Source organism: Thermophilibacter mediterraneus (assembly GCF_900119385.1).
GTDB lineage: Bacteria > Actinomycetota > Coriobacteriia > Coriobacteriales > Atopobiaceae > Thermophilibacter > Thermophilibacter mediterraneus.
In genome coordinates this window covers 698,832-723,005 of sequence record NZ_FPKO01000009.1, presented here as the reverse complement: position 1 = coordinate 723,005, position 24,174 = coordinate 698,832, and the positions used below count along the sequence as shown (strand labels likewise).

Annotated in this window: 23 protein-coding genes and 4 tRNA genes; 9 read left to right on the top strand and 18 right to left on the bottom strand. The window is 70.6% G+C overall.

What is annotated here, in order from left to right; genetic code table 11:
* Window positions 1-164 precede the first annotated feature (164 nt).
* From lysS to tatA, 3 genes are all read right to left on the bottom strand, one after another.
* A complete protein-coding gene (gene lysS, locus BQ7106_RS08155; protein ID WP_072374066.1) occupies window positions 165-2,387 on the bottom strand; it encodes a lysine--tRNA ligase in 2,223 nt (740 codons plus the stop codon).
* An 88-nt stretch (window positions 2,388-2,475) separates the two neighbouring features.
* Complete coding sequence (gene greA, locus BQ7106_RS08150) at window positions 2,476-2,955, bottom strand: transcription elongation factor GreA (RefSeq protein WP_072374064.1); 480 nt, start codon at window positions 2,953-2,955, stop codon at window positions 2,476-2,478.
* Window positions 2,956-2,982: 27 nt separating this feature from the next.
* Window positions 2,983-3,303 (bottom strand): twin-arginine translocase TatA/TatE family subunit, encoded by a 321-nt coding sequence (gene tatA / locus BQ7106_RS08145; protein WP_072374061.1) that lies wholly within the window; start codon window positions 3,301-3,303, stop codon window positions 2,983-2,985.
* Window positions 3,304-3,438: 135 nt separating this feature from the next.
* Here tatA and BQ7106_RS08140 point away from each other — a divergent pair, with 135 nt between their 5' ends.
* Complete coding sequence (locus BQ7106_RS08140) at window positions 3,439-4,275, top strand: spermidine synthase (protein ID WP_072374059.1); 837 nt, start codon at window positions 3,439-3,441, stop codon at window positions 4,273-4,275.
* 12 nt (window positions 4,276-4,287) lie between these two features.
* Here BQ7106_RS08140 and BQ7106_RS08135 read toward each other — a convergent pair whose 3' ends face one another.
* Complete coding sequence (locus BQ7106_RS08135; RefSeq protein ID WP_072374057.1) at window positions 4,288-5,430, bottom strand: glycerate kinase; 1,143 nt, start codon at window positions 5,428-5,430, stop codon at window positions 4,288-4,290.
* An 11-nt stretch (window positions 5,431-5,441) separates the two neighbouring features.
* Window positions 5,442-6,242, bottom strand: a complete 801-nt coding sequence (locus BQ7106_RS08130; protein ID WP_072374054.1) for an ElyC/SanA/YdcF family protein — start codon at window positions 6,240-6,242, stop codon at window positions 5,442-5,444.
* A 270-nt stretch (window positions 6,243-6,512) separates the two neighbouring features.
* Between BQ7106_RS08130 and BQ7106_RS08125 the strand changes: the two genes are divergently transcribed.
* Both BQ7106_RS08125 and BQ7106_RS08120 read left to right on the top strand, forming a co-directional pair.
* Window positions 6,513-7,772, top strand: coding sequence for an IS110 family RNA-guided transposase (locus BQ7106_RS08125; RefSeq protein ID WP_072374051.1), 1,260 nt, complete (start codon window positions 6,513-6,515; stop codon window positions 7,770-7,772).
* 70 nt (window positions 7,773-7,842) lie between these two features.
* Entirely contained in the window at window positions 7,843-8,721 is an 879-nt protein-coding gene (locus tag BQ7106_RS08120; RefSeq protein ID WP_240307464.1) for an HAD family hydrolase, read from the top strand.
* A gap of 423 nt (window positions 8,722-9,144) precedes the next feature.
* Here the strand turns inward: BQ7106_RS08120 and BQ7106_RS08115 are convergent.
* The 3 genes from BQ7106_RS08115 to BQ7106_RS08105 form a co-directional block, all read right to left on the bottom strand.
* Window positions 9,145-9,221, bottom strand: a tRNA-Pro gene (locus BQ7106_RS08115).
* 15 nt (window positions 9,222-9,236) lie between these two features.
* Window positions 9,237-10,109 (bottom strand): 4-(cytidine 5'-diphospho)-2-C-methyl-D-erythritol kinase, encoded by an 873-nt coding sequence (locus BQ7106_RS08110; RefSeq protein WP_083526976.1) that lies wholly within the window; start codon window positions 10,107-10,109, stop codon window positions 9,237-9,239.
* Window positions 10,110-10,116: 7 nt separating this feature from the next.
* A complete protein-coding gene (locus BQ7106_RS08105) occupies window positions 10,117-10,413 on the bottom strand; it encodes a Veg family protein (RefSeq protein ID WP_072374048.1) in 297 nt (98 codons plus the stop codon).
* Window positions 10,414-10,598: 185 nt separating this feature from the next.
* Here BQ7106_RS08105 and BQ7106_RS08100 point away from each other — a divergent pair, with 185 nt between their 5' ends.
* Window positions 10,599-11,672 carry a M24 family metallopeptidase gene (locus BQ7106_RS08100; protein WP_072374046.1) on the top strand — a complete coding sequence of 358 codons (1,074 nt, stop codon included), beginning with the start codon at window positions 10,599-10,601 and terminating at the stop codon, window positions 11,670-11,672.
* 75 nt (window positions 11,673-11,747) lie between these two features.
* On the opposite strand, the gene nagB is transcribed toward BQ7106_RS08100, so the two are convergent.
* From nagB to BQ7106_RS08080, 4 genes are all read right to left on the bottom strand, one after another.
* Window positions 11,748-12,473: a glucosamine-6-phosphate deaminase gene (gene nagB / locus BQ7106_RS08095; protein WP_072374043.1), complete on the bottom strand. Its 726-nt coding sequence runs from the start codon at window positions 12,471-12,473 to the stop codon at window positions 11,748-11,750.
* A gap of 268 nt (window positions 12,474-12,741) precedes the next feature.
* Window positions 12,742-13,365, bottom strand: a complete 624-nt coding sequence (gene rdgB, locus BQ7106_RS08090; protein WP_072374039.1) for an RdgB/HAM1 family non-canonical purine NTP pyrophosphatase — start codon at window positions 13,363-13,365, stop codon at window positions 12,742-12,744.
* A gap of 151 nt (window positions 13,366-13,516) precedes the next feature.
* Window positions 13,517-14,251: a ribonuclease PH gene (gene rph / locus BQ7106_RS08085; RefSeq protein WP_072374037.1), complete on the bottom strand. Its 735-nt coding sequence runs from the start codon at window positions 14,249-14,251 to the stop codon at window positions 13,517-13,519.
* A gap of 55 nt (window positions 14,252-14,306) precedes the next feature.
* Window positions 14,307-14,382: transfer RNA gene (locus tag BQ7106_RS08080), tRNA-Val, on the bottom strand.
* A gap of 63 nt (window positions 14,383-14,445) precedes the next feature.
* On the opposite strand from BQ7106_RS08080, the gene BQ7106_RS08075 reads away from it, so the two are divergent.
* Window positions 14,446-15,993 (top strand): Mur ligase family protein, encoded by a 1,548-nt coding sequence (locus BQ7106_RS08075; protein WP_072374035.1) that lies wholly within the window; start codon window positions 14,446-14,448, stop codon window positions 15,991-15,993.
* A gap of 1 nt (window position 15,994) precedes the next feature.
* Window positions 15,995-16,855, top strand: a complete 861-nt coding sequence (locus tag BQ7106_RS08070) for a hypothetical protein (protein ID WP_072374032.1) — start codon at window positions 15,995-15,997, stop codon at window positions 16,853-16,855.
* A gap of 9 nt (window positions 16,856-16,864) precedes the next feature.
* Here BQ7106_RS08070 and BQ7106_RS08065 read toward each other — a convergent pair whose 3' ends face one another.
* Window positions 16,865-17,689 (bottom strand): HAD family hydrolase, encoded by an 825-nt coding sequence (locus BQ7106_RS08065; RefSeq protein WP_072374029.1) that lies wholly within the window; start codon window positions 17,687-17,689, stop codon window positions 16,865-16,867.
* A 178-nt stretch (window positions 17,690-17,867) separates the two neighbouring features.
* Here BQ7106_RS08065 and yhbY point away from each other — a divergent pair, with 178 nt between their 5' ends.
* The gene (yhbY, locus tag BQ7106_RS08060; RefSeq protein ID WP_072374026.1) at window positions 17,868-18,170 is read left to right on the top strand and encodes a ribosome assembly RNA-binding protein YhbY; all 303 of its coding nucleotides are present in this window, start codon (window positions 17,868-17,870) and stop codon (window positions 18,168-18,170) included.
* Window positions 18,171-18,264: 94 nt separating this feature from the next.
* Here the strand turns inward: yhbY and BQ7106_RS08055 are convergent, their stop codons facing one another.
* Window positions 18,265-19,479, bottom strand: a complete 1,215-nt coding sequence (locus tag BQ7106_RS08055; protein WP_072374022.1) for an iron-containing alcohol dehydrogenase — start codon at window positions 19,477-19,479, stop codon at window positions 18,265-18,267.
* Window positions 19,480-19,762: 283 nt separating this feature from the next.
* Here BQ7106_RS08055 and BQ7106_RS08050 point away from each other — a divergent pair, with 283 nt between their 5' ends.
* A complete protein-coding gene (locus BQ7106_RS08050) occupies window positions 19,763-20,809 on the top strand; it encodes a response regulator receiver protein (RefSeq protein WP_072374019.1) in 1,047 nt (348 codons plus the stop codon).
* Window positions 20,806-21,765, top strand: a complete 960-nt coding sequence (locus BQ7106_RS08045) for a hypothetical protein (RefSeq protein WP_072374015.1) — start codon at window positions 20,806-20,808, stop codon at window positions 21,763-21,765. Before BQ7106_RS08050 ends, BQ7106_RS08045 begins: the two co-directional genes overlap by 4 nt.
* Before the next feature lie 527 nt (window positions 21,766-22,292).
* Here BQ7106_RS08045 and BQ7106_RS08040 read toward each other — a convergent pair.
* The 4 genes from BQ7106_RS08040 to BQ7106_RS10865 all read right to left on the bottom strand — a co-directional run bounded on the left by BQ7106_RS08040 (window position 22,293) and on the right by BQ7106_RS10865 (window position 24,083).
* Window positions 22,293-22,368, bottom strand: a tRNA-Glu gene (locus BQ7106_RS08040).
* 52 nt (window positions 22,369-22,420) lie between these two features.
* Window positions 22,421-22,505 (bottom strand) — tRNA-Leu (locus tag BQ7106_RS08035).
* 18 nt (window positions 22,506-22,523) lie between these two features.
* Complete coding sequence (locus BQ7106_RS08030; protein WP_072374012.1) at window positions 22,524-23,537, bottom strand: Ppx/GppA phosphatase family protein; 1,014 nt, start codon at window positions 23,535-23,537, stop codon at window positions 22,524-22,526.
* A 6-nt stretch (window positions 23,538-23,543) separates the two neighbouring features.
* Complete coding sequence (locus tag BQ7106_RS10865; protein ID WP_129583829.1) at window positions 23,544-24,083, bottom strand: hypothetical protein; 540 nt, start codon at window positions 24,081-24,083, stop codon at window positions 23,544-23,546.
* Window positions 24,084-24,174 lie beyond the last annotated feature (91 nt).

The window sequence follows — 24,174 nt, the reverse complement described above, 5'->3', positions numbered from 1 at the left end:
GCGCATCCTGCGCAAACATCATAAGTGACGTCGCGTTTTTCATCGGTGCGGCGCCTCGGGGTCCAAAGCCGGCCCCGGCCATACGCAAATCGTCTGCGCCCCAGGCGCGACCCGGGCGCAGACGATCTGCAGACGAGCGTTTCCGCGGCCGAGGCCGCGCGTCCCTACCTCCCGAAGGTGTCGCGATCGGGCGCGATCGCCTTCATGGCGTCGATGGTGCGCGAGAAGAGCTCGTCGAGCTCCCAGCCGCAGAGGTCGGCGCCCTTGCGAATGACGTCGCGGTCGCACCCGGCGGCGAAGCGCTTGTCCTTGAACTTCTTCTTGAGCGACTTCACCTCGAAGTCCATGACCGACTTGCTCGGGCGCATGATGACCGCCGCCCCAATGAGGCCCGTGAGCTCGTCCACGGCAAAGAGGACCTTCTCCATGGGGAGCTCGGGGGACGGAAGGTCGGGGTTGTTGTCCGAGTTGTGCGACTGCACGGCGCGCACGAGCGCCTCGGAGCCGCCGGCGTCGCGGATGAGCTCGGCGGCATAGGTGGTGTGGCCCACGGGGTCGTCGCCGTGCTCCTCCCAGTCGAGGTCGTGCAGGATGCCCACGACCTCCCAGAAGTCAGCGTTGTCGGGGTCGATCTCGAGCGCGAACTGGCGCATCACGCCGCCGACGGTCTCGCCGTGCTCGATGTGGAACGGCTCGCTGTTGTGCTCGGCGAGAAGCGCGAGCGCAGCGTCGCGCGTGATGCCCGCCGCAAGCGCTTCGGACCCCTCCGCCATCGCCGCCGTGACCTTGCCCGAGTCCTCGGCGATCGCGTCGACCGACGCCGCCTCGTTGTCCGTCACCACACCCGCGACCTGCGCCTCGATGTCCGCGCGCGTGACGGTCTCCGGCTTCATGGCCGGGAAGAGCAGCACGTCGCGGATGGCCGGCTGGTCGCAGAAGAGCATCACCATGCGGTCGATGCCGTAGCCGATGCCACCCGCGGGGGGCATGCCGTACTCGAGGGCGCGCACGTAGTCGTAGTCGTAGCCCATGGCCTCGTCGTCGCCCATGCCCTTGGCCGCCACCTGCTCGGCGAAGCGGCCGGCCTGGTCGACGGGGTCGTTGAGCTCGGAGAAGGCGTTGGCGTACTCGTGGCCGGCGATGACCAGCTCGAAGCGGTCGGTCAGGCGCGGGTCCTCGGCCTTGCGCTTGGAGAGGGGGCTGACCTCCTCGGGGTAGTCGCACACGAAGGTGGGATTGACGATGGTCTTCTCGCCCAGCTCGTCGTAGAGCTCGAAGAGCAGCTTGCCGGCGCCCCAGCTCGGCTGGACCTCGATGCCCCGGGCCTCGCAGAGCTCGCGCAGGTGCTCGATGGGGGTGTCCATGCCCACGGTCTCGCCCACGCACTCGGAGACGATCTCGGAGAGCGGGCGGCTGGCCCAGGTGCCGGACATGTCGATCCGCTGTCCCTGGTAGGTGATGACCTCGTGGCCCTCCTCGCAACCGCAGACCTCGCGCGCGATCATCTTGAAGAGGTCCTGGGAGAGGCGCTTCATCGTGGAGAGGTCACCGTAGGCGCAGTAGGCCTCCATCGAGGTGAACTCCGGGTTGTGCGTGAGGTCCATGCCCTCGTTGCGGAAGTTGCGACCGATCTCGAAGACGCGCTCGAGGCCGCCCACGATGAGGCGCTTGAGCGGAAGCTCGGTGGCGATGCGCAGGTAGAAGTCGCGATCGAGCGCGTTGAAGTGCGTGACGAACGGCTTGGCGTTGGCCCCGCCGAGGATGGCGTGCATCATCGGCGTCTCGACCTCCATGTAGCCGTCCGCCTCCATGAAGCGACGGATGAGGCTCACGATCTGGCTGCGCTTGCGGAAGACGTCGCGGACCTCGGGGTTCATGATGAGGTCCACGTAGCGCTGGCGGTAGCGGACCTCGCGGTCGGTGAGGCCGTGGAACTTCTCGGGAAGCGGGCGCAGGGACTTGGAGAGCATGGTGAGCGAGCTCGGGGAGATCGAGAGCTGGCCGCGACGGGTGCGCATGACGGTGCCGGTGGCGCCGATGATGTCGCCGAGGTCGAGGTTGGAGATGAGCGACCAGCCGTCGTCGCCGAGGACGTCGTGGCGGCAGAAGAGCTGGATGGACCCAGAGACGTCCTCGAGCACGATGAAGGCCGCCTTGCCCTGCTTGCGAAGCGCGCGAATCCGGCCCGCGACGCTCACCACGTCCTCGGTGTCCGTCCCGTCCTCGAGCTCGGCGTAGCGCCCCTCGAGCTCGGCTGCGTGCGCCGTCACCTCGGAGGCGATGGGGTACGGGTTGATGCCCGCGTCCATGAGCGCCTGGCGACGGGCCCGACGCATCGTTCGCTCATCGGTCGTCGCGGCGACCTGCGCGTTCTTCTCGGTGGCCATGGTATCTCCTCACATCTCACGCATGCGCCCCGCACCTGCGACGTTGCAGACACGGGGCGCCTTGCTTCACTTACGCCGGACGACGAGCCTAGCGGCTGATGGCCGTGATGGTGTACTTCCGCACCCTTCCGGACGGGGCGACGACCTCGATCTGGTCGCCCTCCCTGTGACCGACCAGGGCGCTGCCCACCGGGGACTCGTTCGAGATCTTGTGCTCGAGCGAGTTGGTCTCGGTCGTGCCCACGATCGTGAAGCTCGTGGTGGCGCCCTTCTCGTCGAGCAGGTCGACCGTGGTGCCGATGGAGACGGTCAGGTCGTGCCCGGAGCCCGCCTCCACGACGGTGGCAACGGAGAGAATCTGGCGAATCTCGTTGATGCGGGAGGCGTTGCGGGCCTCCTCCTCCTTTGCCGCGTCGTACTCGGAGTTCTCCGAGAGGTCGCCGAAGCCGCGGGCCTCCTTGATGCGCTCGACGATCTCGTCGTGCTTCTCGCCCTCGCGATATGCCAGCTCGTCGACGAGGCGCTGACGGCCCTCGGGGGTGAGCTCGATCTTCTTCGTGCTGTCCATGTGCTGCTCCCTACCTGCCGCTTGCCGCTAGTTGAGCTTGGCGCCGCACTTGGAGCAGAAACCCGCGTCGGGGTCGTTCTTGGCTCCGCACTTGGGGCAGAAGCGGCCGTCGGCCTCGGGGGCGTCGGCGTCGTCATCGTCCTCGATGACCTCGACGGCGTCATCGTCGTGGGACTCGACGGGGCCCTCGGACTCCTTGTCCTCCTTGCCCTCATCCATGCCCTCGCGGACGTTCTTCACGGTCTTGCCGAGGGCGGAGCCGATCTTCGGGAGGTTCTTGGGCCCGAAGATGACGAGAACGACGAGGAGGATGACGACGAGCTCGAGCGGGCCAAGGCCAAGAATCATGGTGGGATGTCCTTCCGGTGCGATGTGTGAAGCGGGCCAGAGGCCCAATACAGCATCAGCTAGTATAACCGACGTCATGCGCTACTCACAATCTCTAAACGCGAGAAGTGCCGCCGCGCACGGAACGGAGGACCCTTGAGAGAGATCGTCATCGCCCTTCTTGTCCTGACGGCCGCCTGCACGGCGCTGCTCGCCGCCATGCCGTGGCTGCTGCGACGGCGCGGCGTGGAGCTTCGCAGGACCAGGTTCGGGCTCACGCTCGTCTTCGACTCGGAGGACGCCGACGGCACGCCCGTGCGCCTGCTCAACGTCAACGGGACGTTCCAGTCGGTGAGCTACGTTCCCGAGGCCCTGCGCTTCGAGCTGGCGTGCGTCTATCACCGCGTCATGGCCGAGGTGATCGAGGGGCTCGCGGCGACGCGCGAGCGCCCGCTGCGCGTGATGGTGATGGGCGGGGGCGGCTACTCGCTGCCCAAGTACCTGGCCGCGTACGTGCCCGGGGCGCGCGTGGACGTGGTCGAGGTGGACCCCGCCATCACGGCGCTGGCCAAAGAGCGGTTCTTCCTCGACGAGTGCCTCGAGAGGACGGGGGCAGAGAGGGACGGGCGGCTTCGCCTCGTGAACGACGACGCCTGGGCCTTCCTGCGCGCCTCCGACGAGCCCTACGACGTGATCGTCAACGACGCCTTCTCCGGCAAGCGGCCGCTCGGGCCGCTCGCCACGGGGGAGGGGGCGCGCGTCATCCGCGAGCACCTCGCCGAGGGCGGCATCTACCTCGCCAACGTCCGCTGCGCCTGCGAGGGGCCCCGCTCGCGAACCCTGCATGAGGTCGAGGGGGCCTTTGGCCGGGAGTTCTCCCGCGTGGCGCACGTCCCGGAGTGGCCCGACGAGCCGCAGAAGCCCGGCAACAACGTGGTCGTCGCCACCAGCGGCGCCCTGAGGCTGCCCGAGGGCGCCGTAGGCGCGAGGTAGCGGGCCTGCCGGCTACCCCAGCCGTGCGCCGAGCGCGAGCAGCGAGAAGAGCCTCTCGGCCGCGAGCGCGTAGAGCTCCTCGGCTCGGCCCAGCGCCTCCTCGAGCGGCATGGCGTCGATCGCCGCGGGCACCAGCGCGGCGAGTCCCGGGACGCCCGCGACCCCCGCGCTCATGCCGCCGACCACGGCGACGCACGGCACCCCGGCGCGCTCGCACGCCGCCGCCACCGCCGAGACGACCTTGCCCCTCGCGGTCTGGCCGTCAAAGTGGCCCTCCCCCGTCACGCAGAGGTCGGCCCCCTCGAGCAGGCCGTCGAACCCAACGAGCTCGAGCACGCGCTCCGCCCCTCCCTGCGCCCGGGCGCCGAGAAACGCCATGGCCGCCGCGCCGAGCCCTCCGGCGGCCCCGGCGCCGGGCACGTCGAAGTCGCGCCCGAAGGTCGCGGCGAGCGCGCGGGCGTAGCCCCTCATGCCCGCGTCGAGCTCCGAGACCATGGCGGGCGTCGCCCCCTTCTGGGGGCCGTAGACGACGCTCGCCCCGAGCGGGCCCACGAGCGGGTTGTCCACGTCGCACATGAGGTGAAACTCCGCGCGCGCGACGCGCGGGTCAAGCCCCGAGAGGTCGATCGACGCCACGCGCGCGAGGTCGGCCCCGCGGCCCGGGAGCTCGCGGCCGTCCTCGTCCAGAAAGCGTGCCCCGAGCGCCCTCATGCAGCCGGCGCCGCCATCGTTGGTCGCGCTGCCCCCGATGGCGAGCGTCACGTCGCGGGCACCGCCGTCGAGGGCGGCGCGGATGAGCTCGCCCGTCCCGTAGGTGGTCGCGAGCAGCGGGTTCCTCTCGCCCGGGGCGAGCAGCGGCAGGCCCGAGGCCGCCGCCATCTCGATGACGGCGCGGTTGCCCGGGAGCACGCCGTAGGCCGCGTCCACGGGACGGCCGAGCGGGTCCGAGACGCGAGCGCGCCGCAGCTCGCCGCCGCACGCCGCAACGAGCGCCGAGACCGTGCCCTCGCCCCCGTCGGCTATGGGAACGAAGGAGCACGCGCAGCCCGGAAAGTACCGACGGGCCGCTCCCTCCAGAAGGCGCGCGGCATCCTCCGAGCCCAGCGTGCCCTTGAGCGAGTCGGACGCAAAGACGAACCTGGGAGTCTCCCGCATCGTCGGCCCCCTCACGAGGCGAAGGCCGGATTGGCACGCCGCACGGAGCCCGGGTCGAGCGCGCGCAGGCGCCCCCATGCGGCACGCACCCCGTCCGGCACCTCGACGTGGGCGATGAAGCCGGCGCCGCGCGGCCCGTACCCGCGCTCGTCGTCGGTGAGGCGCGGAATCTCGCCCATGAGAAGCTCCCGGTAGCGATGCATGTCCCACATGCCGAGCGGCTCGCGGTCAAAGGCAAGGCCGCCGTCGCGTACCACGACGTCCACGCGGTAGGTCGCGTAGCTCACGACGCGGACCCCGGGCATCTCGAGCTCTGCGCCCGCCGCCATTCGCCGCTGCATCGTGGCGTCCTGGGCAAGGACGATGCTCCGACACGGCACGCCGCGCTCTGCGAGGAGGTCCCGCAGGTAGGTGATGTTGTTGCCGCAGTTGGTGGAGCGGGTCTCGAGCAGGTCGGCGGCGAGGCCGTGGCGCCTCTCGACGTACGCCGAGAAGACCTCCGCCTCGGTGGCGTCATCGGCGACGCCGAGGTCCGGGCAGAGCTCGCGCACCCGCGCGCGCAGCGTCTCGGTGGTGTGGCCGGCCCCGCCCACGATGACGTAGGTTCGCGCCGCCCCGGCGCGCATCGCGTCGGCGAGCACGTCGGCCCCGGCGATGATCGAGCCACCGAAGAGCGCCATCACATCCGCGCGCGGCTCCCCGATGACGCGCTCGAGCTCGCTCGGAACGAGCGCGTCGACGTCGCGCGTGCCCACGAACCCCGCGATGACGTTCATGTCGCGAGCGACCTCCTCGAGACTCACCCGACCCATGGCACTCCTATCTTTAAGTCGTTGCATCTGAGAGCCGGTTACCGGATGCTTTGGTGCAATGCAGACTCTGGCGGGCAGGGACGCCGACATGGCAGTTGGGGCGCCGCGCGCGACCCCGCAGGGGAGAGTGGCGTCCCGCCCCACCCGGGCATTTCCGCGGATCAGCTGGATGAGGGGCCATGCGCCACCTCGGATCTCTTCTAGGAGGCTGCGGTCCCGGGTGACGCGGGCAGGCGGCCCGCCGCCCTGCGGCGGAGAGGAGGGGCGGACATGGTGTACGCCGGTGTGGACATCGCCAAGGTGGACCACGTGATAGGGGCCGTGGACGAGCGCGGCGAGGAGCAGGGCAAGCGGATGCCCTTCAAGAACAGCGCCGCCGGCTTCGAGCGGTGCGAGGCCTGGCTCGAGGGGGTGGCCGAGAGGCCCTCGGACGTCCTCGTCGGCATGGAGGCCACCGGGCACTACTGGATGGCGCTCTACGCCTTCCTGGTCTCGAGGGGCTACTCGGTCGCGGTGATCGACCCCGTGCAGGTGCGCGCCGTGCGCAGGCTGAAGGGGCTCGACAGGGTGAAGAACGACCGCGTGGACGCGGGCCTCATCGCCGAGACGCTGCGCATCGGCCAGTACGACCCGACGAGGCTCGCCACCGACGAGGTCCAGTCGCTGCGCTCGCTCACGCGATACCGGCAGTCGCTCAAGGCCGAGCTCGCCGAGGCGAAGACGCAGTGCCTGTGCCTGCTGGACTCCTACTTCCCGGAGCTCCCCGGGGCGTTCTCCGACGTGTTCGGGGCCGCCGGGCGCGCCGTGCTCTCCAGGAGCCCGCTGCCCTCCGAGCTCGCGCGCAGGCGCACGGACTCGCTGCAGCGCGACATCTCCGAGGCCGCGCGCGGCAGCAGGCGCATGGACGGCAAGGCCGCCGAGCTCAGGGCGCTCGCGAAGGGCTCCGTCGGCATCAGGCTCGGCGAGGCGGCGGCGTCGATGCAGGTGAGGTCGCTCGTGCGCCAGATGGACTTCCTCGACGCGGAGTGCGCCAAGTTCGACGCGCTCATCAGGGAGCTGCTGGAGAGGGTGGAGCCGCTCGTGCTCACCATCCCCGGCGTCTCCTACGCCACCGGCGCCCAGATCGTCGCCGAGATAGGCGACATCTCGCGCTTCCGCAACGCCCCCGCGCTCGTGAGCTACGCCGGGCTGAACTCCGGGGTGAACCAGTCCGGGAAGTTCGACAGCGGGGGCGGGCCCATCACCAAGCACGGGTCGCCCTACCTGAGGAGGGCCCTCTGGCTCGCGGCCAGCAGGGCCCGGCAGTACGACCCGTCCCCGCGCGCCTTCTACGAGAGGAAGCGCGCGGAGGGCAAGTGCCACCGGGTGGCCGTGACCGCCGTGGCGCGCAAGCTATGCCACATCGTGTTCGCGGTGATGCGGGACGGGGTCCCGTACGACCCGGCGAGGCCGGGCAGGGACCCCTCAAAGCATTCGGTATCCGGTTCTCAAGGTGCTGGTTCCGATGAATCTGGAAACGAGAAAAGCTAGCCCTCGGGTCTTGACTTCATATAGCTGGTCTCCCCTCGCCGACGCCCACGGACAACCCCATGATAGGCGCGTGAGGCTATACTTCCTAGCGAAGACGGCATCGGAGGTGGGGACCCTGATCAGGCTCTTTGCGAGCGACCTCGACGGAACGCTCTACAACCCGCTGCACGAGACTGACCGCGGCATCACGCGTCGCCTGCGCCGCGTGGTCGACGCCGGGCGTCACGTCGCCCTGGCCACCGGCCGATGGTCGAGCACCGCCGCCGAGCTCGGCTTCGGCGACCTCCCCCTCGAGGTGGTGAGCGCCAACGGCGCGTTCGTCTATGCTCCCGGGGGCAGGCTGATCCGAAGCGTCGCCATCGACCCCGCGGTCCTCGAGGAGCTGCTGGGGGCCTTTCCGACGGCGTGCTTCGTCTGCATCGCCCCCGAGGGGACCTTCGTGCGCGGCTCTCGCGACCAGCAGGAGGCCAGCTACGTCGCGCCCGCGGGCATCCTGGGACGGCTCGTCGCCCGCAGGGCGCGAGTCCGCAACGACTCCTTCGCCTTTGACCAGACCGACGCTCAGGTTCTGGGGCACCAGGTCTGCAAGGTCAACTGCAGGGCGCTCGACGCCGGGCTCAAGGCCGAGGTCGACGCATTCGTCCGCGAGCACGCCGGGGCGCTCGTCAACGCCTCGTTCGACGGCGACCTGTTCGAGCTCACCGAGGTGAGCGTCAACAAGGGGGAGTCGCTCGCCTGGCTGGCGGACCACCTCGGCATCGCCGAGGACGAGGTTGCGGTCTACGGCGACGGCGGCAATGACCTCGCCATGCTCGAGCGCTTTGACCACGCCTACGCGACGAGCAACGCGAGCAGCGAGGCCAAGCGGGCGGCCGGGACCGTGATCGGCAGCTGCGCCCTCCACGCGGTGCCGCGCCACATGCTGGCAACCGTCAGGCGCGAGGGCTAGCTGCGCGACGGGGGCAGCGGCACGAAAAACGATGTGAGCTGAACGTAGGGCCCTCCCACCATGGCGGCCCCGCGGGCAGGGCGTCTGCCTGCCGTGCCGCCGACCGGGGGCGCAAGGCCCGCTGGCGCGACGCGGGGGCGGTCCGAGCATGCCTAGAGGCACGGTTCCGCCCCCTCCGGGACCCCGTTCTGTGTCATATGGCAGTCTGGACGATATGGCATGCTCGGCCACCCGGCAGCTCGGTCGACCGGCAGCCCGGCCGACCGGCAGCTCGGCCGGGCGGCGCCGCACGCGGGCGAAGACAGGTGGGCCCACCGCCCTCGTCAGCTCCGGAGGGGGCGGGCCGGCTTCGCCTCTCTCTTGGCAATGTTCAGCTCATATGAAAAGGGGCCGAGAGCGCCTGCCCTCGACCCCGTGCGATCATGGTCGGGTTGACTGGATTCGAACCAGCGACCTCTCGGTCCCGAACCGAGCGCTCTACCAAGCTGAGCCACAACCCGTAGCGAGGGAGTATTTTAGCAGACTTCCCCGGCAAGTCCAACAGTTTTTGTCGACCACGCGCGCCAGCCGAACTCGGCCGCCCGCCTCGCCACGTCGTCGGCGGCCCCCTGGCTCTCGCAGATGGCGAACGAGCAGGTCCCCGACCCCGTGATCTGCGCCCCGAGCACCCCGGGCAGATCGCGCAGCCACCTCTCGACGACGCCGGCCTCCGGGCAGAGCGCGCGGGCCGCGGGGGCAAGGTTGTTGTGGAGCCGCGCCGCGATCTCCGCCGCGTCGTGCGAGGCCAGCGCGTCGCAGATCGGGCCCGCGTCGACCGGGGGCGTCCCGGAGCGGTCGAACTCGGCGTAGGCCTCGACGGTCGAGCCCCCCTCGGCGCGGGGCATGACGAGGGCGAGCGGAAGCTCGAGGTCAGGGAAGGAGCGCACGCGAACGTCCCCCGCTCCGGCAAAGAGCGAGGGCCGCGGGTCCAAGAAGAAGGCGACGTCGGCCCCCACGCGACGCGCGACGGCGAGGACGCGCGGGTCGAGCGGACTCACGCCCCAGCGGAGCGCGAGCGCCCGAAGCGTCGCCCCGGCGTCGGCGGAGGATCCGCCGAGCCCCGCGCTCTCGGGAATGCGTGCCTCGACGGAGACCCTCACGCGCGGCGCGCGGCCGAGAGCGTCGGCAAAAAGCGTCGCGGCGCGCCAGACGCCGGTCCGATCAACGGGAACCCCCAGGGAGGGCGAGAAGGACACGGAGAGCTCGTCGGCATCCTCCACGCGCACGACGTCGCATAGGGCCACGGGCAGCATCGCCGAGTCGACGCGGTGATACCCGCGCTCGTCGCGCTGCGCGTGGACGCCGAGGTGGACGTTGACCTTGCAGGGGGTCGAGACGACCGTCTCCATGCGCCGGCTACTCCGCGGGAGCCTCGACGAAGTCGAAGAGGCGCTCGCCGGTCTCGATGTCAAAGAGCTCGACCGTACCGGTAAGCACGTCGACGTACTGGTAGGACTGGCGCGCCGTGCGCCCGCGACGCTCCTCGACCTCGACGATGAACAGGGAGGGATGCGCGTGCACAAGGGTGCCGCTGCGCTCGACGATCCTCGAGCGACCCATGTTGGCCCTCACCTTGAGACGCTTGCCCTCAAGGCCTCGAAGCACCTCGCGAATCTCATCGACCCGGTTGACGGGAGGAATGTCGTTCTCCATATGAACCTCCACACGCCGCATGGGCGAGAATGTCCAGAAAGCGGGAAACTCCATTATATTGCTCGACCACGCAAACGCACCAGAAAATGATTGCGGTCATGATAAGACCACGCGGGCCCCGCAAGGCGCGCGGCACGCGGTGCTACACTGCCCGCAGCATGCGAAACCGACCCCCAGGAGGCCACATGGACGAGCAGCGCCTTGCACGAGTCAGGACGAACCTTGCGAGCAGGGGCATCAGGCAGGCCCTGATCGTCGACCCGCTCTCCATCTGGTGGCTCTGCGGCTACCACACCGAGCCCTACGAGCGCTTCCTCGGGCTGCTCGTGGGCGTCGAGGGCGAGCCCACCCTCTTCGCAAACCAGCTCTTCCCCGACCCCGGCTCCTGCGGGGCGCACGTCGTGAGCTTCTCGGACACGGACGACCCCGTCGAGCTCGTCGCCGAGCGCACGGACCGATCGCTGCCGCTCGGCGTCGACAAGGAGCTCCCCGCCCGCTGGCTCGTCCCGCTCATGGAGGCCGGGGCGGCGAGCTCGTTCGTCCTGGCGTCCGGTGCCGTGGACGACGCCCGCTCGATCAAGGACGCCCGCGAGCGCGAGCTCATGCGCGCCGCGTCCGCCACGAACGACCTGGCCATGGCGTGGCTCGTCGACCAGGTGCGCGAGGGCGTGACCGAGCGGCAGATCGCCGACGGGCTGCTCGGTGAGTATCGTCGGCTCGGCGCGGAGGGGCACTCCTTCACCCCCATCGTGAGCTTCGGCGACCACGCCGCGGACCCGCACCACGAGCCGGACGACACTCCGCTCGCACGGGGGGACATGGTCCTGTTCGACGTGGGGTGCCGACGGGACTGGTACTGCTCGGACATGACGCGCACCTTCTTCACCGCCCAGCCCACCGAGCACCAGCGCGCCGTCTACGACGCCGTGCGCAGGGCCAACGAGGCGGCAGAGGAGCTCGTGAGGCCGGGTGTGACGTTTGCCCAGATCGACCTCGCCGCGCGGCGCGTCATCGAGGACGCCGGATGGGGCGCCGCCTTCACGCACCGCCTGGGCCATCAGATCGGCCTCGTCGACCACGAGCCCGGCGACGTGAGCGCAACCCATGACGAGCCGGTCCGGCCGGGGCAGTGCTTCTCGATCGAGCCGGGCATCTACCTGCCCGGGGACATGGGGGTGCGCATCGAGGACCTGGTCATCGTCACCGACGACGGCTGCGAGGTCCTCAACAGCTACCCCAAGGGGATCACGGTCCTCTAGACGCGACAGGGGGACGGGGGGTTTGTCACCCCTCCGTCCCCCTGTCACATCATTGCGGCAGCGCCGCGACCCCTGCTAGCAGAGGGAGAGCGCCGCCTCGTCGGCCACGAGCACGACGTTGGGGTGCAGCTGCAGGATGGACGCCTGGCAGGCGGGGGTGATCGGGCCGTAGATCATGTCGTGGACGGCCTGGGCCTTGACCTCGCCGTTTGCCATCACGAGGATCGTCCTGGCGGCCATGATCGTGCCGATGCCCATGGTGAAGGCCTGACGCGGGACGTCGTCGATGCTGTCGAACAGGCGGCTGTTCGCCTGGATGGTCGACTCGGTCAGGTCGACGCAGTGGGTGCCCCTGACGAAGGCGTCGCCCGGCTCGTTGAAGCCGATGTGACCGTTGTTGCCGATGCCCAGGAGCTGCAGGTCCTGGTTGCCGGCGGCGGCGACGGCCTCGTCGTAGGCGGCGCAGGCGGCCTCGTAGTCCTCGGCCAGGCCGTCAGGCACGTGCGTGTTGGCCTTGTCGATGTTCACGTGGTCGAAGAGGTTCGTGTTCATGAAGTAGCGGTAGCTCTGGTCGTGATCGCCGGGCAGGCCGCGATACTCGTCGAGGTTGTAGGTCTTGACCTGGGAGAAGTCGAGGTCCCCGGCCTCGTAGCCCTCAACGAGGCGCTTGTAGGCGCCGATGGGCGTGGAGCCGGTGGCGAGTCCGAGCACGCAGTCGGGCTTGGTGATGACCTGGGCGGCGATGATGTCGCCGGCCTTGCGGCTCATGTCCTCGTAGTCCTTGGCGCGAACGATCCTCATGATGCATCCTTTCCATAGACCGACGGGACCTGCGCCCGTCGTGCGGCCCCATCGGCCGCGGCCAATGTGACTGCGACCACCAGGGCGAGGCCGCCAAAACCTATGAGAAGGACTCGCCGCGTCGAGGCCCCTGCCCGTCCACGGCGACCCGGGGCACGCCGTCCCGGACAGCTCCCAATCTTGCACCATTTCCAACGTGTAACGCAACGATTTCGGGCGAGCGGCAGAAAAACGGCGCGGGACGGGCATGCTCCGCGGCCAGGGGCGGCTACAGCTTGCGCGCGAGGTCCTCCAGGGCGTGGAAGCGGTGCGAGATCTGGTTCTTCTCGTCCAGCGTGAGCTCGGCCATGGTCCTGCCCGGGGTCTCGCTCGGGAGGAACAGCGGATCGTAGCCGAAGCCGTGCTCACCGCGCGGCTCGCGTCCCACCGTCCCCTCGCAGTCACCGTCGCCGCACAGGACCTCGTCGCCGCGCACGAGTACCACCGACGAGTGGAAGCGCGCCGTGCGCCGGTCGCCGGGGACCTCCGCCATCTCGCGCATGAGCTTCTCGTTGTTGGCGGCGTCGTTGCCGTGCTCCCCCGCCCAGCGGGCCGAGAAGATCCCGGGCGCGCCGTCGAGCGCGTCCACGACGAGCCCCGAGTCGTCGGCGACCGCCATGGAGAGGCCCGTCTCGGCCTGTGCGGCACGAGCCTTGATCAGGGCGTTGTCAGCGAAGGTGCTCCCGTCCTCGACGGGGTCGGGATAGTCGCCGAGCTCTCCGAGGGCGACAAAGCGCACCCCCGGCATGGCGGGGGAAAGAATCGCCTCGATCTCCACGACCTTGTGCGCGTTGCCCGTCGCCACGACCACGGTCCTCTTTGGATCGAGCTCGCTGATGTTGATCTTGGCCATGTGCCGACCCTCCCGTCCGCGCGCAAAGGGGCCCGTGGCACCAGGCCCCGCGACGCAAAGCTCGCCTTCGTGCGTGGCAATTTTCACCCAAAACGGCCGCGCGCGCCACCTGCGGCCGCGCGCCGGGACGCTCCGTGGCGGGATCGGAATCCTACCGCCGGTACCCGGTCGCGGCGGACTGCAGCTCGACCAGATGGGCGATGCCCGCCTGACCCAGGTCGAGAAGCTCGTCGAGCTGGGAGCGATCGAGCGTGGAGCGCTCGCCGGTCCCCTGGACCTCGACGATGCGGCCGTCGCCCGTGCACACGAGGTTGAGGTCGACCTCGGCCCGGCTGTCCTCGGGGTAGTCGAGGTCGAGCAGGGCCCGTCCGTCCACAAAGCCCGCCGACACCGCCGCCACCTGGCCCGTGAGCGGCAGGCGCGGCAGCTGGCCGCGCTCGACGAGCGTCCAGAGCGCGCCGTGGAGCGCCACCCAGGCCCCCGTCACCGACGCGGTCCGCGTGCCGCCGTCGGCCTGGATCACGTCGCAGTCGAGGGTAATCGTGACCTCCCCCAGGCGATCGAGGCGCGTGACGGCACGCAGGCTGCGCCCTATGAGGCGCTCGATCTCCATGGAGCGCCCCTTGCGGCCGCGGTACTCCCGCGGGGTGCGGCGCGAGGTCGCCGCGGGCAGCATGGCGTACTCCGCCGTCACCCATCCCGCGTGCGTCCCCTTGCGCCAGGCGGGAACCCCCTGCTCGATCGTGGCGGAGCAGAGCACGCGCGTGTCGCCGAACTCGGCGAGGCACGAGCCGTCGGCGTTCTTCATCACCCCGGGGGTGAGCGTGACGGGTCGCATCTCGCCGGCCGCGCGGCCGAGCGAGCGCACGAGGGCGGCGTCTGCCATGGGACCTCCCTGCAAAGAGGCCCCCGCCACGTGCGTGCGGGGGCCAGGTGTGGGCTGGTGGGCGATGACGGGTTCGAACCGCCGACCTTGTGCGTGTAAGGCACCTGCGCTAGCCGCTGCGCCAATCGCCCGGACGCATGAAGTTTACCATACGGCCCGCGACGGACCGCTCCCGCGCGGCCTATACTGGGGGCATGGAAACGACTACGCTCACAGCGCTCGCGCGCACCCTCGACGACGCGGGCATCCTCGCATCCGTCACCCCGGGCGCCGACGTCGCCGTCTCGGGGGCCTCCTGCGACTCGCGCTCCGTCCGGCCCGGGGACCTCTTCGTCTGCAAGGGGGCCGCCTTCCGCCCGGAGTTCCTCGCCGGTGCCGTCGCGTCCGGGGCGTCAGCCTACCTCTGCGACGCGGCGCGCTCGGACGAGCTCGCACAGGCCGCCCCGGGCGTGCCCGCCCTCGCGACCACCGAGCTCAGGCGGGCCATGGCGCTCGTGTCGGCGGAGGCCTTCGGCCACCCCGACCGGGACCTGCCCATCGTCGGCATCACCGGCACCAAGGGCAAGACGACCACCGCCTACATGCTGCGCGCCATCGTTGACGCGGCGCGCGGGGAGCGCTCCTGCGGCATGATCGGAACGGTGGAGACCTACGACGGCACGGCGGACGAGCCGTCGAGAAACACCACGCCCGAGGCGCCCGACCTGTGGCGACACCTCGCGAGCGCCCGCGACTCGCGCCTCTCCGCCCTGGTCATGGAGGTCTCGAGCCAGGCGCTCAAGTACGACCGCACCTACGGGGTCGGGCTCGACGTCGCCTGCTTCCTCAACATCGGGCTCGACCACATCTCACCCGTCGAGCACGCGGACTTCGAGGACTACTTTGCCTCCAAGCTCAAGATCTTCTCGCAGTGCGAGACGGCAGTGGTGAACCTGGACTCCGACCACGTCGACCGCGTCCTCGCTGAGGCGTCCCGCGCGCGACGCGCGCTCACCTTCGGCATAGGCCGCCCCGAGGCGGATGCCTGGGCCGACGGCCTCGCGGCGTCCGAGGAGGGCGTCTCCTTCACGCTGCACCTCGACGGCTGGGAGCGCGCCGTCTCCCTCCCCTTCCCGGGAGACTTCAGCGTCTCCAACGCGCTCGCCGCAGCGCTCGCCGCCCACCTGCTCGGCATCGGGCCCGACGACATCGTCGCCGGCCTCGCCGCCGCGCGCGTCCCGGGCCGCATGGAGTTCTACCGCTCGCGCGACCGGCAGCTCACCGCCATCGTTGACTACGCGCACAACCGCCTCGCCTTCGAGTCGCTGCTCTCCGCCGTCTCGGGTGCCTTCTCCGGCGCACAGGTGATCTCGGTCTTCGGGGCCGTGGGGGGCAAGGCCCCCGAGCGACGCCGGGACCTCCCCGAGATCGCGGCGCGCTTCTCCGACTACGTCGTCCTCACCTCCGACGACCCGTGGACCGAGGACCCGCTCGACATCTGCCGCGAGATGGAGCGCGCGCTGCCCGCGGGCTTCCCACACGAGGTCGTGATCGACCGAGAGGCCGCCGCGCGACGGGCCTTCGAGCTGGCCGAGGGCAGGCGCAGCGTGGTGCTGCTGCTCGCGAAGGGGCACGAGACCTACCAGCACACCCGCGAGGGGTTCGTCCCCTGCGCCTCCGACTGCGAGCTCGCCCGGCGCGGCGTCGAGGCCCACGACGCACGTTCGGCTGCCGTCACGGGGACACCGGGCGCAACGGCCTGAGATGGCGTCCCCCACCGTCATCTGCGTCCTCGCGGGCGACCACGACCGCGCGGTCATCTCGACCGCCCTGCGCTGCGCCCTCGAGGGACGGGCGCCCTACGAGCGCGTGGGCATCGTCGGGGCGCGCGAGCTCTACGACGGGGTCGAGTGGCGGCGCGGCGCCTCCGCCGAGGCCGAGCTCGGGCGCCTGGGCGAGCACCTCGCCCAGGCCGAGTCCGCGGGGCTCTCCCATGTCATCGTCGAGCCCCCGAGCGGGGCGGCGGCGCCCGATGGCGCGCAGCTGACCTGCGTCCTCGGGGAGGGCGGGTCGGGCACCGTGCGCGCGGGCGAGCGCGGCCTCAGCTTCTCGTCGAGGAGCTTCCTCGCCGACGTGGGGGCGTCGCGCGTGATTTCCGGGTATGGCTACCTGCAGTTTGTCGCCCACACGCCCACGTGGGTCGAGTCGGTTGCCCTCCCCCTGCCGGGCGCCTTCAATGTGGGGCCCGCGCTCGCCGCCATCGCGGCGCTCGAGCTCCTGGGCACCCCCATGGAGGAGGTGCGCGACGGCCTCCTGCGCACGGGGGTCACGGGTCATGGCGAGCTGCTCTTCCCGCCCGAGCACCACGTCTGCGCGCTCATTGAGGAGAGCGCCGAGGCCACGGACCGCCGACGAGCCGTCGAGGCGGCCCGGAGCGACTTCGGAGACTTCGTCGTCGAGGTCGTGGACGACGTCGCGGAGATCGGACGGGCCGTGGCCCGGGGCTATGCGCGGGCGAGAAGGACCCTGCTCGTGCTGCTGGGATCTCCCGGCGCGGCATGTGCCGACGCCTTTCAGGCGGCCGTGCGCGAGAGCTTCAGCTGGACCGAGCCGCCTGAGTACTGAGGGCGGCGCCTAGATGAGCCCGAAGCGCTCGAGCGCCGCGGGCACGCCGTCGTCCTCCGCCGAGAGGGTAACGTAGTCGGCCCGCTCGAGGACGGCCGGGAGCGCATTGCCCATTGCCACGAAGGTCTCGACGGCGTCGAGCATGGGAAGGTCGTTCTCCGAGTCGCCGAAGGCAAACGTGCGGTCGCGGCCGTGACCGAGGTGCGCGAGCGCCGCCTCGATCCCCGTGCCCTTGTCCACGCCGCACAGGGAGAACTCGAAGGTCCCTCCCTGCAGGTCAGCGACCGTGAAGTGCTCGCGCAGGAACGGAAGGAGCGGGGCGAGGTCGTCGAGCCCGTAACCGTTCACGCAGAACTTCGAGAAGGACATCTCGCCCAGCACCTCGGCGAGCTCGTCGGCGCGGCGCAGCAGCAGCGAGCTCGGGAAGTGCGCGGGCTTGCCGGAGGGCAGGAGCTCGACGCTGCGCTCGTTGCTCTCGAGGTTGACGTCGACGCCCGCCTCCTCGCAGCGGCGAGCCACCTCGAGGGCGAGCTCCGCGGGAATGCGCTCGTCGCGGACGACATCATCGCCCACCCGGACGTACGCGCCCGCCGCCGCGATGAGGCCCGTGGGCTCGAGCGCGCGAATCGCCTCCGGGATGAGCGACGTCGGCCTGCCGGTGCACACAAAGGTGAGGTGCCCCGCGTCACGCATGCGACGAAACGCCTCGTAGACCGCTGCGGTCGGGGCGTCCTCAGAGAGGTTCTCGCCCCTCCGGAGCCGCTCGGGGTCATGCCACACCAGCGTCCCGTCCACGTCAAAGAAGGCGACCGCACCGTTCTTCTCTTCCGTCATCTGGCCAGCACCCTCCCGTCGTCGGTTTTCCGCGACCAATTCTAGCGAGCGCGGGCGCGCCCGTGTTGCGCATTCTTGGGAGACGCCGACGCCAGCGCCGACGGGCGGCGCGCTTTGGGTATCGTGGAGTGCCACTCGGACAAACGGGGCGGACCACCGCCCGGAAGGAAGGACGCGCATGACGCTCAAGGGCAAGCAGATCAGGCAGCTCCGCAGCCTGGCCCACCATCTCGACTCCGTCGTCATCATCGGCAAGGCGGACGTCAACGAGGGCACCGTCGACCAGGCGGACAAGGCGCTCGAGGCGCACGAGCTCATCAAGTGCTCCGTGCTCGACACCTCCAACCTCGACGTGCGCGAGGCCGCCGAGGAGCTCGCGCAGCGCTGCCGCGCGGAGATCGTGCAGGTCATCGGCCGCAAGTTCGTCCTCTATCGCGAGACGAGCCGGGAGGGTGCAGAGAAGATCCAGCTCGTTCCCTAGCGGCCCGCGCAGGGGCCCGCACGAGACTCGCGCGCCACGAAGAAGGGCCGGGACCCTAGGGTCCCGGCCCTGTCTGCGCTCTAGCGGGCGCGGACTAGAAGTCGACGTCGACGTCGTTGTACACGCACTCGAGGAGCTTCTCCATCTCCTCGGGCGTGGGCTGGCGCGGGTTGGAGCCGGTGCAGGCGTCGCCGATGGCGTCGACGGCGATGCGGGACTTCTTCTCCTCGAACTCGGCGTAGTCGATGATGGACTCGTCGGCCTTCACGCCGCCCTTGCCGTAGTTCTTGATGCCCTGCGGGATGTCCAGCTTGTCGTTGAGGTCGCGGATCTCCTGCACGAGGGAGGCAACGAGCTCGTCCTCGGTCTCGCCGGCGAGGTGCAGAACCTCCTTGGCGATGTAGGCGTAGCGGCTCTTGGCACGCTCGTCCTTGGCGTTGAACTGGATGACCTTGCCGAGGTACATGGCGTTGGCGCAGCCGTGGATGATGTGGTCGCCGGTGAAGGCGGCGCCGGTCTTGTGCGCCATGGAGTGCACGATGCCCAGAAGGCCCGAGGAGAAGGCGATGCCGGCGATGCACTGGGCCTCGTGCATGTGCTGACGGGCCTCCTTGTCACCGGTGTAGGACTTGGGCAGCCACTCGACGATCTCGCGGATGGCGTGGAGCGCGTTGGCGTCGGTGAACATGGAGCCCGCGGTGGAGACGTAGGCCTCGATGGCGTGGGTCAGAGCGTCCATGCCGGTGTGGGCGCAGAGCTTCTGCGGCATGGTGTAGGTGAGCTCGGGGTCGACGATGGCGACGTCGGGCGTGATGTTGAAGTCGGCGAGCGGGTACTTGATGCCCTTCTCGTAGTCGGTGATGACGGAGAAGGCCGTGACCTCGGTGGCCGTGCCGGAGGTGGAGGCGATGGCGCAGAACTTGGCCTTGGTGCGCAGCTCGGGGAAGGAGAACGGGACGATGGCCTGCTCGAAGGTCTCGTCGGGGTACTCGTAGAAGAGCCACATGGCCTTGGCGGCGTCAATGGGGGAGCCGCCGCCGATGGCGACGATCCAGTCGGGCTGGAACTCCTCCATCGCCTTGGCGCCGCGCATCACGGTCTCGACGGACGGGTCGGACTCGACGCCCTCGAAGATGGAGACCTCGAAGCCGGCGGCCTTGAGGTCGGACTCGACGTCCTGCAGGAAGCCGCCGCGGCGCATGGAGCCGCCGCCGGTGACGATGATGGCGCGCTCGCCCTTGAGGTTCTTGACCTCGTGGCGGGCGCCCTCGCCGAAGTACAGGTCACGCGGGTTGGTGAAACGTCCCATAACACTCCTCCAATTCCTTTGCCGTCGCCCCCGCGACGGATTGCAAACGAGGGCATCCCCCTCGTTTTTACCGAACGAGAAGTACCTCTCCTGGGCCATCAAAACTCCATGACTCAAGTCGGACACAGCATAGCAGAAACGCCCCCGCAACAATCGCTGTTTTCCGGAGGCGGCGCGGCGGGCGGCGCTCCCGTGCGGGAGAGGCGCCGGCCGAGGGGCGCCCAGTTTTGCGGGGCCCGCGAGGGACGCACTTGCTACCATTAGGGAACGGAGAGGAGCATCGATGGCCCACAACCCACAGCGAGAGGACTACCAGCGGCTGAGCCTGCGGTTCGCCCGGGAGCTCGACGCCGGCGACCCGGGCGCGGCCACGCGAGCCTACGCTGGCTTCGCGCGGCGATTCGCGCAGGACCGCGACGGGCTTCCGCAGACCGACGCGGACCGTGCCTTCCACCTCGTGGTGCTCGCCACCGAGGCCATCGACTACCAGCTTCCGTTCGCCTCCGACGAGCAGGCCCAGGACCTCATCCGCCGCGGGCGCGACCTACTCGGCGAGGCGCTCTCCCTCGACCCCTCCTGCCACGACGCGCGGCGCATGCTCTCCTCGTCCGAGACCCCCTCGCTCGAGGCGCGCTACCGCTTTCTCGCGGATGGCGCCGACCAGGTGCGCGCCTCCTGCGAACGGGCGCGCGCGGAGCAGGCGGCGTCCTTCGACGGCGAGCGGAGGGCCCTGGCGGCGGACATCGCGATGCGCCCCTACTGGCGCTGGATGGCCTCCCTCGCCGAGGAGGCCCTGATCTGCGGTCACAACCACGCCGCCGCCGAGGCGGCCGAGGCGCTCCTTTCGAGCGACCCGCGCGACACCTCCGACGTGCGCTTCACCCTTGCCTACGCCCTCGCCAAGCTCGAGGACGAGCCCGGGCTCGCGGCGCTCGAGCGGCGCTACGCACTCATCTCGCCGCTGCGAGGCCCCGACGACGCGTGGCTGCTCCTCGCCAAGGTCGCCCTCGCCCACAGGCGCCTCGACCTCGGAGCTGCGCGCAGGGGGCTCGCCCGGCTCCTCGACGCCTACCCGTCGGGAGCCCTCGCGCTCATCCGGCAGGCGGAGCTGCCCGACGGGGAGTTCGCGCGCCTGCGCGTGTCCGCCGGCTCCGAGGACGAGCTCATCCTCGCCATCAGCGAGGGCATCGTACTTCTACAGGAGGGCAACGACCGCGCGGGGCGGGGGGCGCTCGGCTCGTGGGTGGCCGGCGAGGTCTCCCGCATCAGCCCGGACGCCGCCCGCGAGGCCGCCAGGGTCTCCCGGCAGGAGGGGGTGCAGCGCCCGTGAACGCCTGGGACGAGCTGGTGGAGCGGTGCGCCATGCGCCGAAACGAGAAGATCGGCCCGCTCTCTGCCGACGCCTACAGGGAGCTGCTCATAGCCGTGAGGGCCGACCCGCGGGCCTTTGTCGACGACCCCGCCGAGCAGGCCCTGCTCGAGGTGGCTCGCGCGCTCGATGCCTATCGGGCGAGCCTGCGCGACGACGACCTCCTCGACGATGACGCGTACCAGCGCGAGCGCGGCAAGCGACTCGCCGCGCTCGCGGCGAGCTGCGCGCAGGCGGCATCGATCGACGGGGGGTGCCTCGACGCGCGCCTGATCGAGGCGCTCGCGCTCGACCTCGACCCCGACCCGCTCCTCGAGCGCCTGCTCGACCTCGAGCGTGAGGCCGCCGATCGGGAGCTCCCAACGGGCGACGCCTGGGCAGACGTCCTCTCCCGTCCGCGCCTGCGCCTGCGCGCGGCCATCGCACGGGCATGCCTCGACGGCGCGCACGCCCGAATGGCCCGGGCCTGCGCGGGCTCGGTCATCGACGCGGCGCCCAACGACGAGCCCGGCGCACGTCACACCCTCGCGCTCGCCTGCGCCAGGCTCGAGGACGAGGCCGGCCTCAACGAGCTCGACGCGCGCTTCTCGCACCGAGAGGACGCCTGGTCGCACCTCGCGCGCGTCATCCTGCTCTTCAAGCTCGACCGGATGAACGCGGCGCGCAGGGCCCTGCGCGGCTACGACGAGCTCTGCGAGGGCGGGGCCTACGCGCTGCTGCGGCCAACCCTCGTCGAGCCCTATCTGCCCGACCGCCCCGACGCCCCCGTCCGCAGCTTCGACGAGTGCACCTTTGCCGTTCGGGAGGCGGAGCCCATCATCGCCGACACCCCCGACCTCATACCCTGGTGCCAGGACCAGGAGTGGCTCGTGGCGTCCGCCGCCCGCTTCGCGCAGGGGCGCGGGCTGGACTGGTAGCGGGTCGCGCCGCACACGGCGCGTGGGGTTGCGGGCGCGGGTGCGGGACGGCGCCCCCGAGGCCCGCGGCGCCCCCGAGGCCTGCGGGGGTGCACGGAATCGACGCCGTTGGGTAGCCGGCAGCCGCCCACATGTCAGCACGGGCCCTCTTTGGGTACTCGGCGCCCCGGGCGTCGGCCGGAGGCCCGGATTTGTCAGGATGCCGCAATGATTGGGTACCGGCATCGCCGTCCTTCTCGCCCCTGGCCCCCACCGAGCACCCAATCATCCGCAATGCTTGACGATCTGAGCGCCTCGGAAGGCTTCCCGGGCCTCGCGGGGCCGCCGAACATCAAGATCGATACCCAATCGCCGGGGGTTTTGGAAAAAACGGGCCCTTCCCAGAACGTGGCGGGTCGCGGGGTCGCAACGGGGGCCGCGCCGCCCGCCGCGACGGGCGTGGAGCCGCACCATCGCCCGTGACACGCGCCGTCCACACAGACGAACCCGCGAGGGTGATCCCCTCACGGGTTCGCACGGTCGAGCGTTGGTGCCCCCAACGGGAGTCGAACCCGTGTCGTCGCCTTGAAAGGGCGATGTCCTAGGCCACTAGACGATGGGGACGCGTGTGACGCAGTCGAGTATACCAGACGGGCCCGCAGCTCCGAGGCGCGCATGGTAGGGGCGGTGGGACTCGAACCCACAATCCTTTCGGCCGAAGATTTTAAGTCTCCTGCGTATGCCAATTCCGCCACGCCCCCACGCGCGACAGAAACATCCTAGCGCAGCGGGCGCATCGTCGGCTTCCACGTCACGGGGGAGTCCTCGCCCGTGAGCGCCGCCGCGGCGGTCGTGGCAAGCCCGAAGAGCAGGTCGGACTCGCTCGCCTGCAGGCGCTCGAAGCCGGTCTGGCGCATGAGCTCGGAAATGGCGACCGCCCCGCCCAGGATGACGGGGGCGCGCTTGGCCTGGAGGCCCGGAAGCGCCGCGCGCTCCTCGACCCCCATCGACGCGAGGCGCGCCTCGAGCTCGTCGACCTGAGAGCGCGTGAGCGACGCAAGGTGGACGCGCGAGGAGTCGTACGGCTCGAGGGCGAGGCTGATGGCGACGAGGCTCGTCACCGTGCCGCCACACACCACGAGTCGCTCCGGGGCGCCGTCGGTCGCGCCGCGCGTGCCCGCCGCGGCGAGGCCGCCCGCCTCGACCGCCTCGGCGAAGGGCGCCGCCGCGAAGTCGTGCGCGGCGCCGAGGTCGGCCGCCGCAGGAGGGGCGGCCGACGAGAGGTACTTCTCGGTGAGGCGGCGGCACCCTACGTCGACGGAGCGAACGAAGCTCAGGTCGAGGCGGCCGTCGGGAAGCAGCGACCCGAGGGCGAGCTCCGTCGAGCCTCCCCCGTTGTCCGCGACGAGGATCCGCGTGCCGGGGAAGTCGCGCGCGACCCCCAGAAACGTCAGGGCACCCTCGACCTCGCCGGGAATCACGAGCGGGTCGAGACCGAGGGAGTCGAGGGCCGCGCCCAGCTCCCACGAGTTCTCGGCGTCGCGTGCGGCGCTCGTCATGGTGCAGCAGGCCGCCACGGCCCCGGCCTCGCGAGCGGACTCGACGTACCCCTGCACGCAGGCGAACACCCGCTCCATGGCCCCCTGCGCAAGGCGCCCGGTGGCGTCGACCCCCTCCCCGAGGTTGCAGATCTCGGAGTGCTTGGCGAGGCGCAGCACGCGCCCGCCCTCGACGTCCGCGACGGCCAGACGGGCGGTCACGGTCCCGATGTCAATGCAGGCAACGCGCGGCATGCGGCATCACTGCTCCTTGTACTGAAAGACGAAGTCACCCACCGCAAGGTACCACGGGAGCTCCGCGGGCGCCTCCTCGGCCTCCTGGTCCTCGGGGAGCCCCTCGGCGATGACGCCGGTCTCGCCCTCGCTCACGTACCCGCGCTTGCGGGCCTCGTCCTCGATGCCCTCGCGGGTCTGGAGGCGGTCGATGTCCTGCTGGTACTCGTCGATGCTCTGGTTGAGGCCGTCGAGCGTCTCCTGCTTGCCATCCTGGAGCCTCCACGCGCAGTAGAGGTCGCGCGCGGGACCATAGAGCGCGACGAGCACGACGAGCGCGACGCCCACGCAGACGAGCAGCCTGCGGGCACCCATCGCCCAGCTAACTGCCCCCGCGAGCCTCTCCGTCGCGGTTCGCGCGCCGCGGGCGGCCGCCTCGGTCGCCCGTGGGCGGCGGGGCGTCGCACCTCCGGTCGCCGCGGGCCGGCGGCGCGACGAGGCGGCCCGCTCGGGGCGAGGCCGGCCCTCCCTCCCCCGTGCGGGGGTCACTATGGTTCTCTCGCTCATGCCACGGGTTCGTTTCTCGCTGGATTCCGGCAGGGGCGGCGGCCGATGGCCGCTCATCTCCCGTTATACCAGACGGCCGACGGCCGCGGCG

Coding starts and splice junctions, on each gene's coding strand:
- BQ7106_RS08050 (WP_072374019.1), top strand. CDS start 19,763: ATGGCCCACAACCCACAGCGAGAGGACTACCAGCGGCTGAGCCTGCGG.
- BQ7106_RS08130 (WP_072374054.1), bottom strand. CDS start 6,242: ATGGGTCGGGTGAGTCTCGAGGAGGTCGCTCGCGACATGAACGTCATC.
- rph (WP_072374037.1), bottom strand. CDS start 14,251: ATGGCAGACGCCGCCCTCGTGCGCTCGCTCGGCCGCGCGGCCGGCGAG.
- BQ7106_RS08105 (WP_072374048.1), bottom strand. CDS start 10,413: ATGGAGAACGACATTCCTCCCGTCAACCGGGTCGATGAGATTCGCGAG.
- BQ7106_RS08135 (WP_072374057.1), bottom strand. CDS start 5,430: ATGCGGGAGACTCCCAGGTTCGTCTTTGCGTCCGACTCGCTCAAGGGC.
- BQ7106_RS08055 (WP_072374022.1), bottom strand. CDS start 19,479: ATGGGACGTTTCACCAACCCGCGTGACCTGTACTTCGGCGAGGGCGCC.
- lysS (WP_072374066.1), bottom strand. CDS start 2,387: ATGGCCACCGAGAAGAACGCGCAGGTCGCCGCGACGACCGATGAGCGA.
- tatA (WP_072374061.1), bottom strand. CDS start 3,303: ATGATTCTTGGCCTTGGCCCGCTCGAGCTCGTCGTCATCCTCCTCGTC.
- BQ7106_RS08110 (WP_083526976.1), bottom strand. CDS start 10,109: ATGGAGACGGTCGTCTCGACCCCCTGCAAGGTCAACGTCCACCTCGGC.
- rdgB (WP_072374039.1), bottom strand. CDS start 13,365: ATGGCCAAGATCAACATCAGCGAGCTCGATCCAAAGAGGACCGTGGTC.
- BQ7106_RS08125 (WP_072374051.1), top strand. CDS start 6,513: ATGGTGTACGCCGGTGTGGACATCGCCAAGGTGGACCACGTGATAGGG.
- greA (WP_072374064.1), bottom strand. CDS start 2,955: ATGGACAGCACGAAGAAGATCGAGCTCACCCCCGAGGGCCGTCAGCGC.
- BQ7106_RS08030 (WP_072374012.1), bottom strand. CDS start 23,537: ATGCCGCGCGTTGCCTGCATTGACATCGGGACCGTGACCGCCCGTCTG.
- BQ7106_RS10865 (WP_129583829.1), bottom strand. CDS start 24,083: ATGAGCGAGAGAACCATAGTGACCCCCGCACGGGGGAGGGAGGGCCGG.
- BQ7106_RS08070 (WP_072374032.1), top strand. CDS start 15,995: ATGGCGTCCCCCACCGTCATCTGCGTCCTCGCGGGCGACCACGACCGC.
- BQ7106_RS08100 (WP_072374046.1), top strand. CDS start 10,599: ATGGACGAGCAGCGCCTTGCACGAGTCAGGACGAACCTTGCGAGCAGG.
- nagB (WP_072374043.1), bottom strand. CDS start 12,473: ATGAGGATCGTTCGCGCCAAGGACTACGAGGACATGAGCCGCAAGGCC.
- BQ7106_RS08075 (WP_072374035.1), top strand. CDS start 14,446: ATGGAAACGACTACGCTCACAGCGCTCGCGCGCACCCTCGACGACGCG.
- yhbY (WP_072374026.1), top strand. CDS start 17,868: ATGACGCTCAAGGGCAAGCAGATCAGGCAGCTCCGCAGCCTGGCCCAC.
- BQ7106_RS08065 (WP_072374029.1), bottom strand. CDS start 17,689: ATGACGGAAGAGAAGAACGGTGCGGTCGCCTTCTTTGACGTGGACGGG.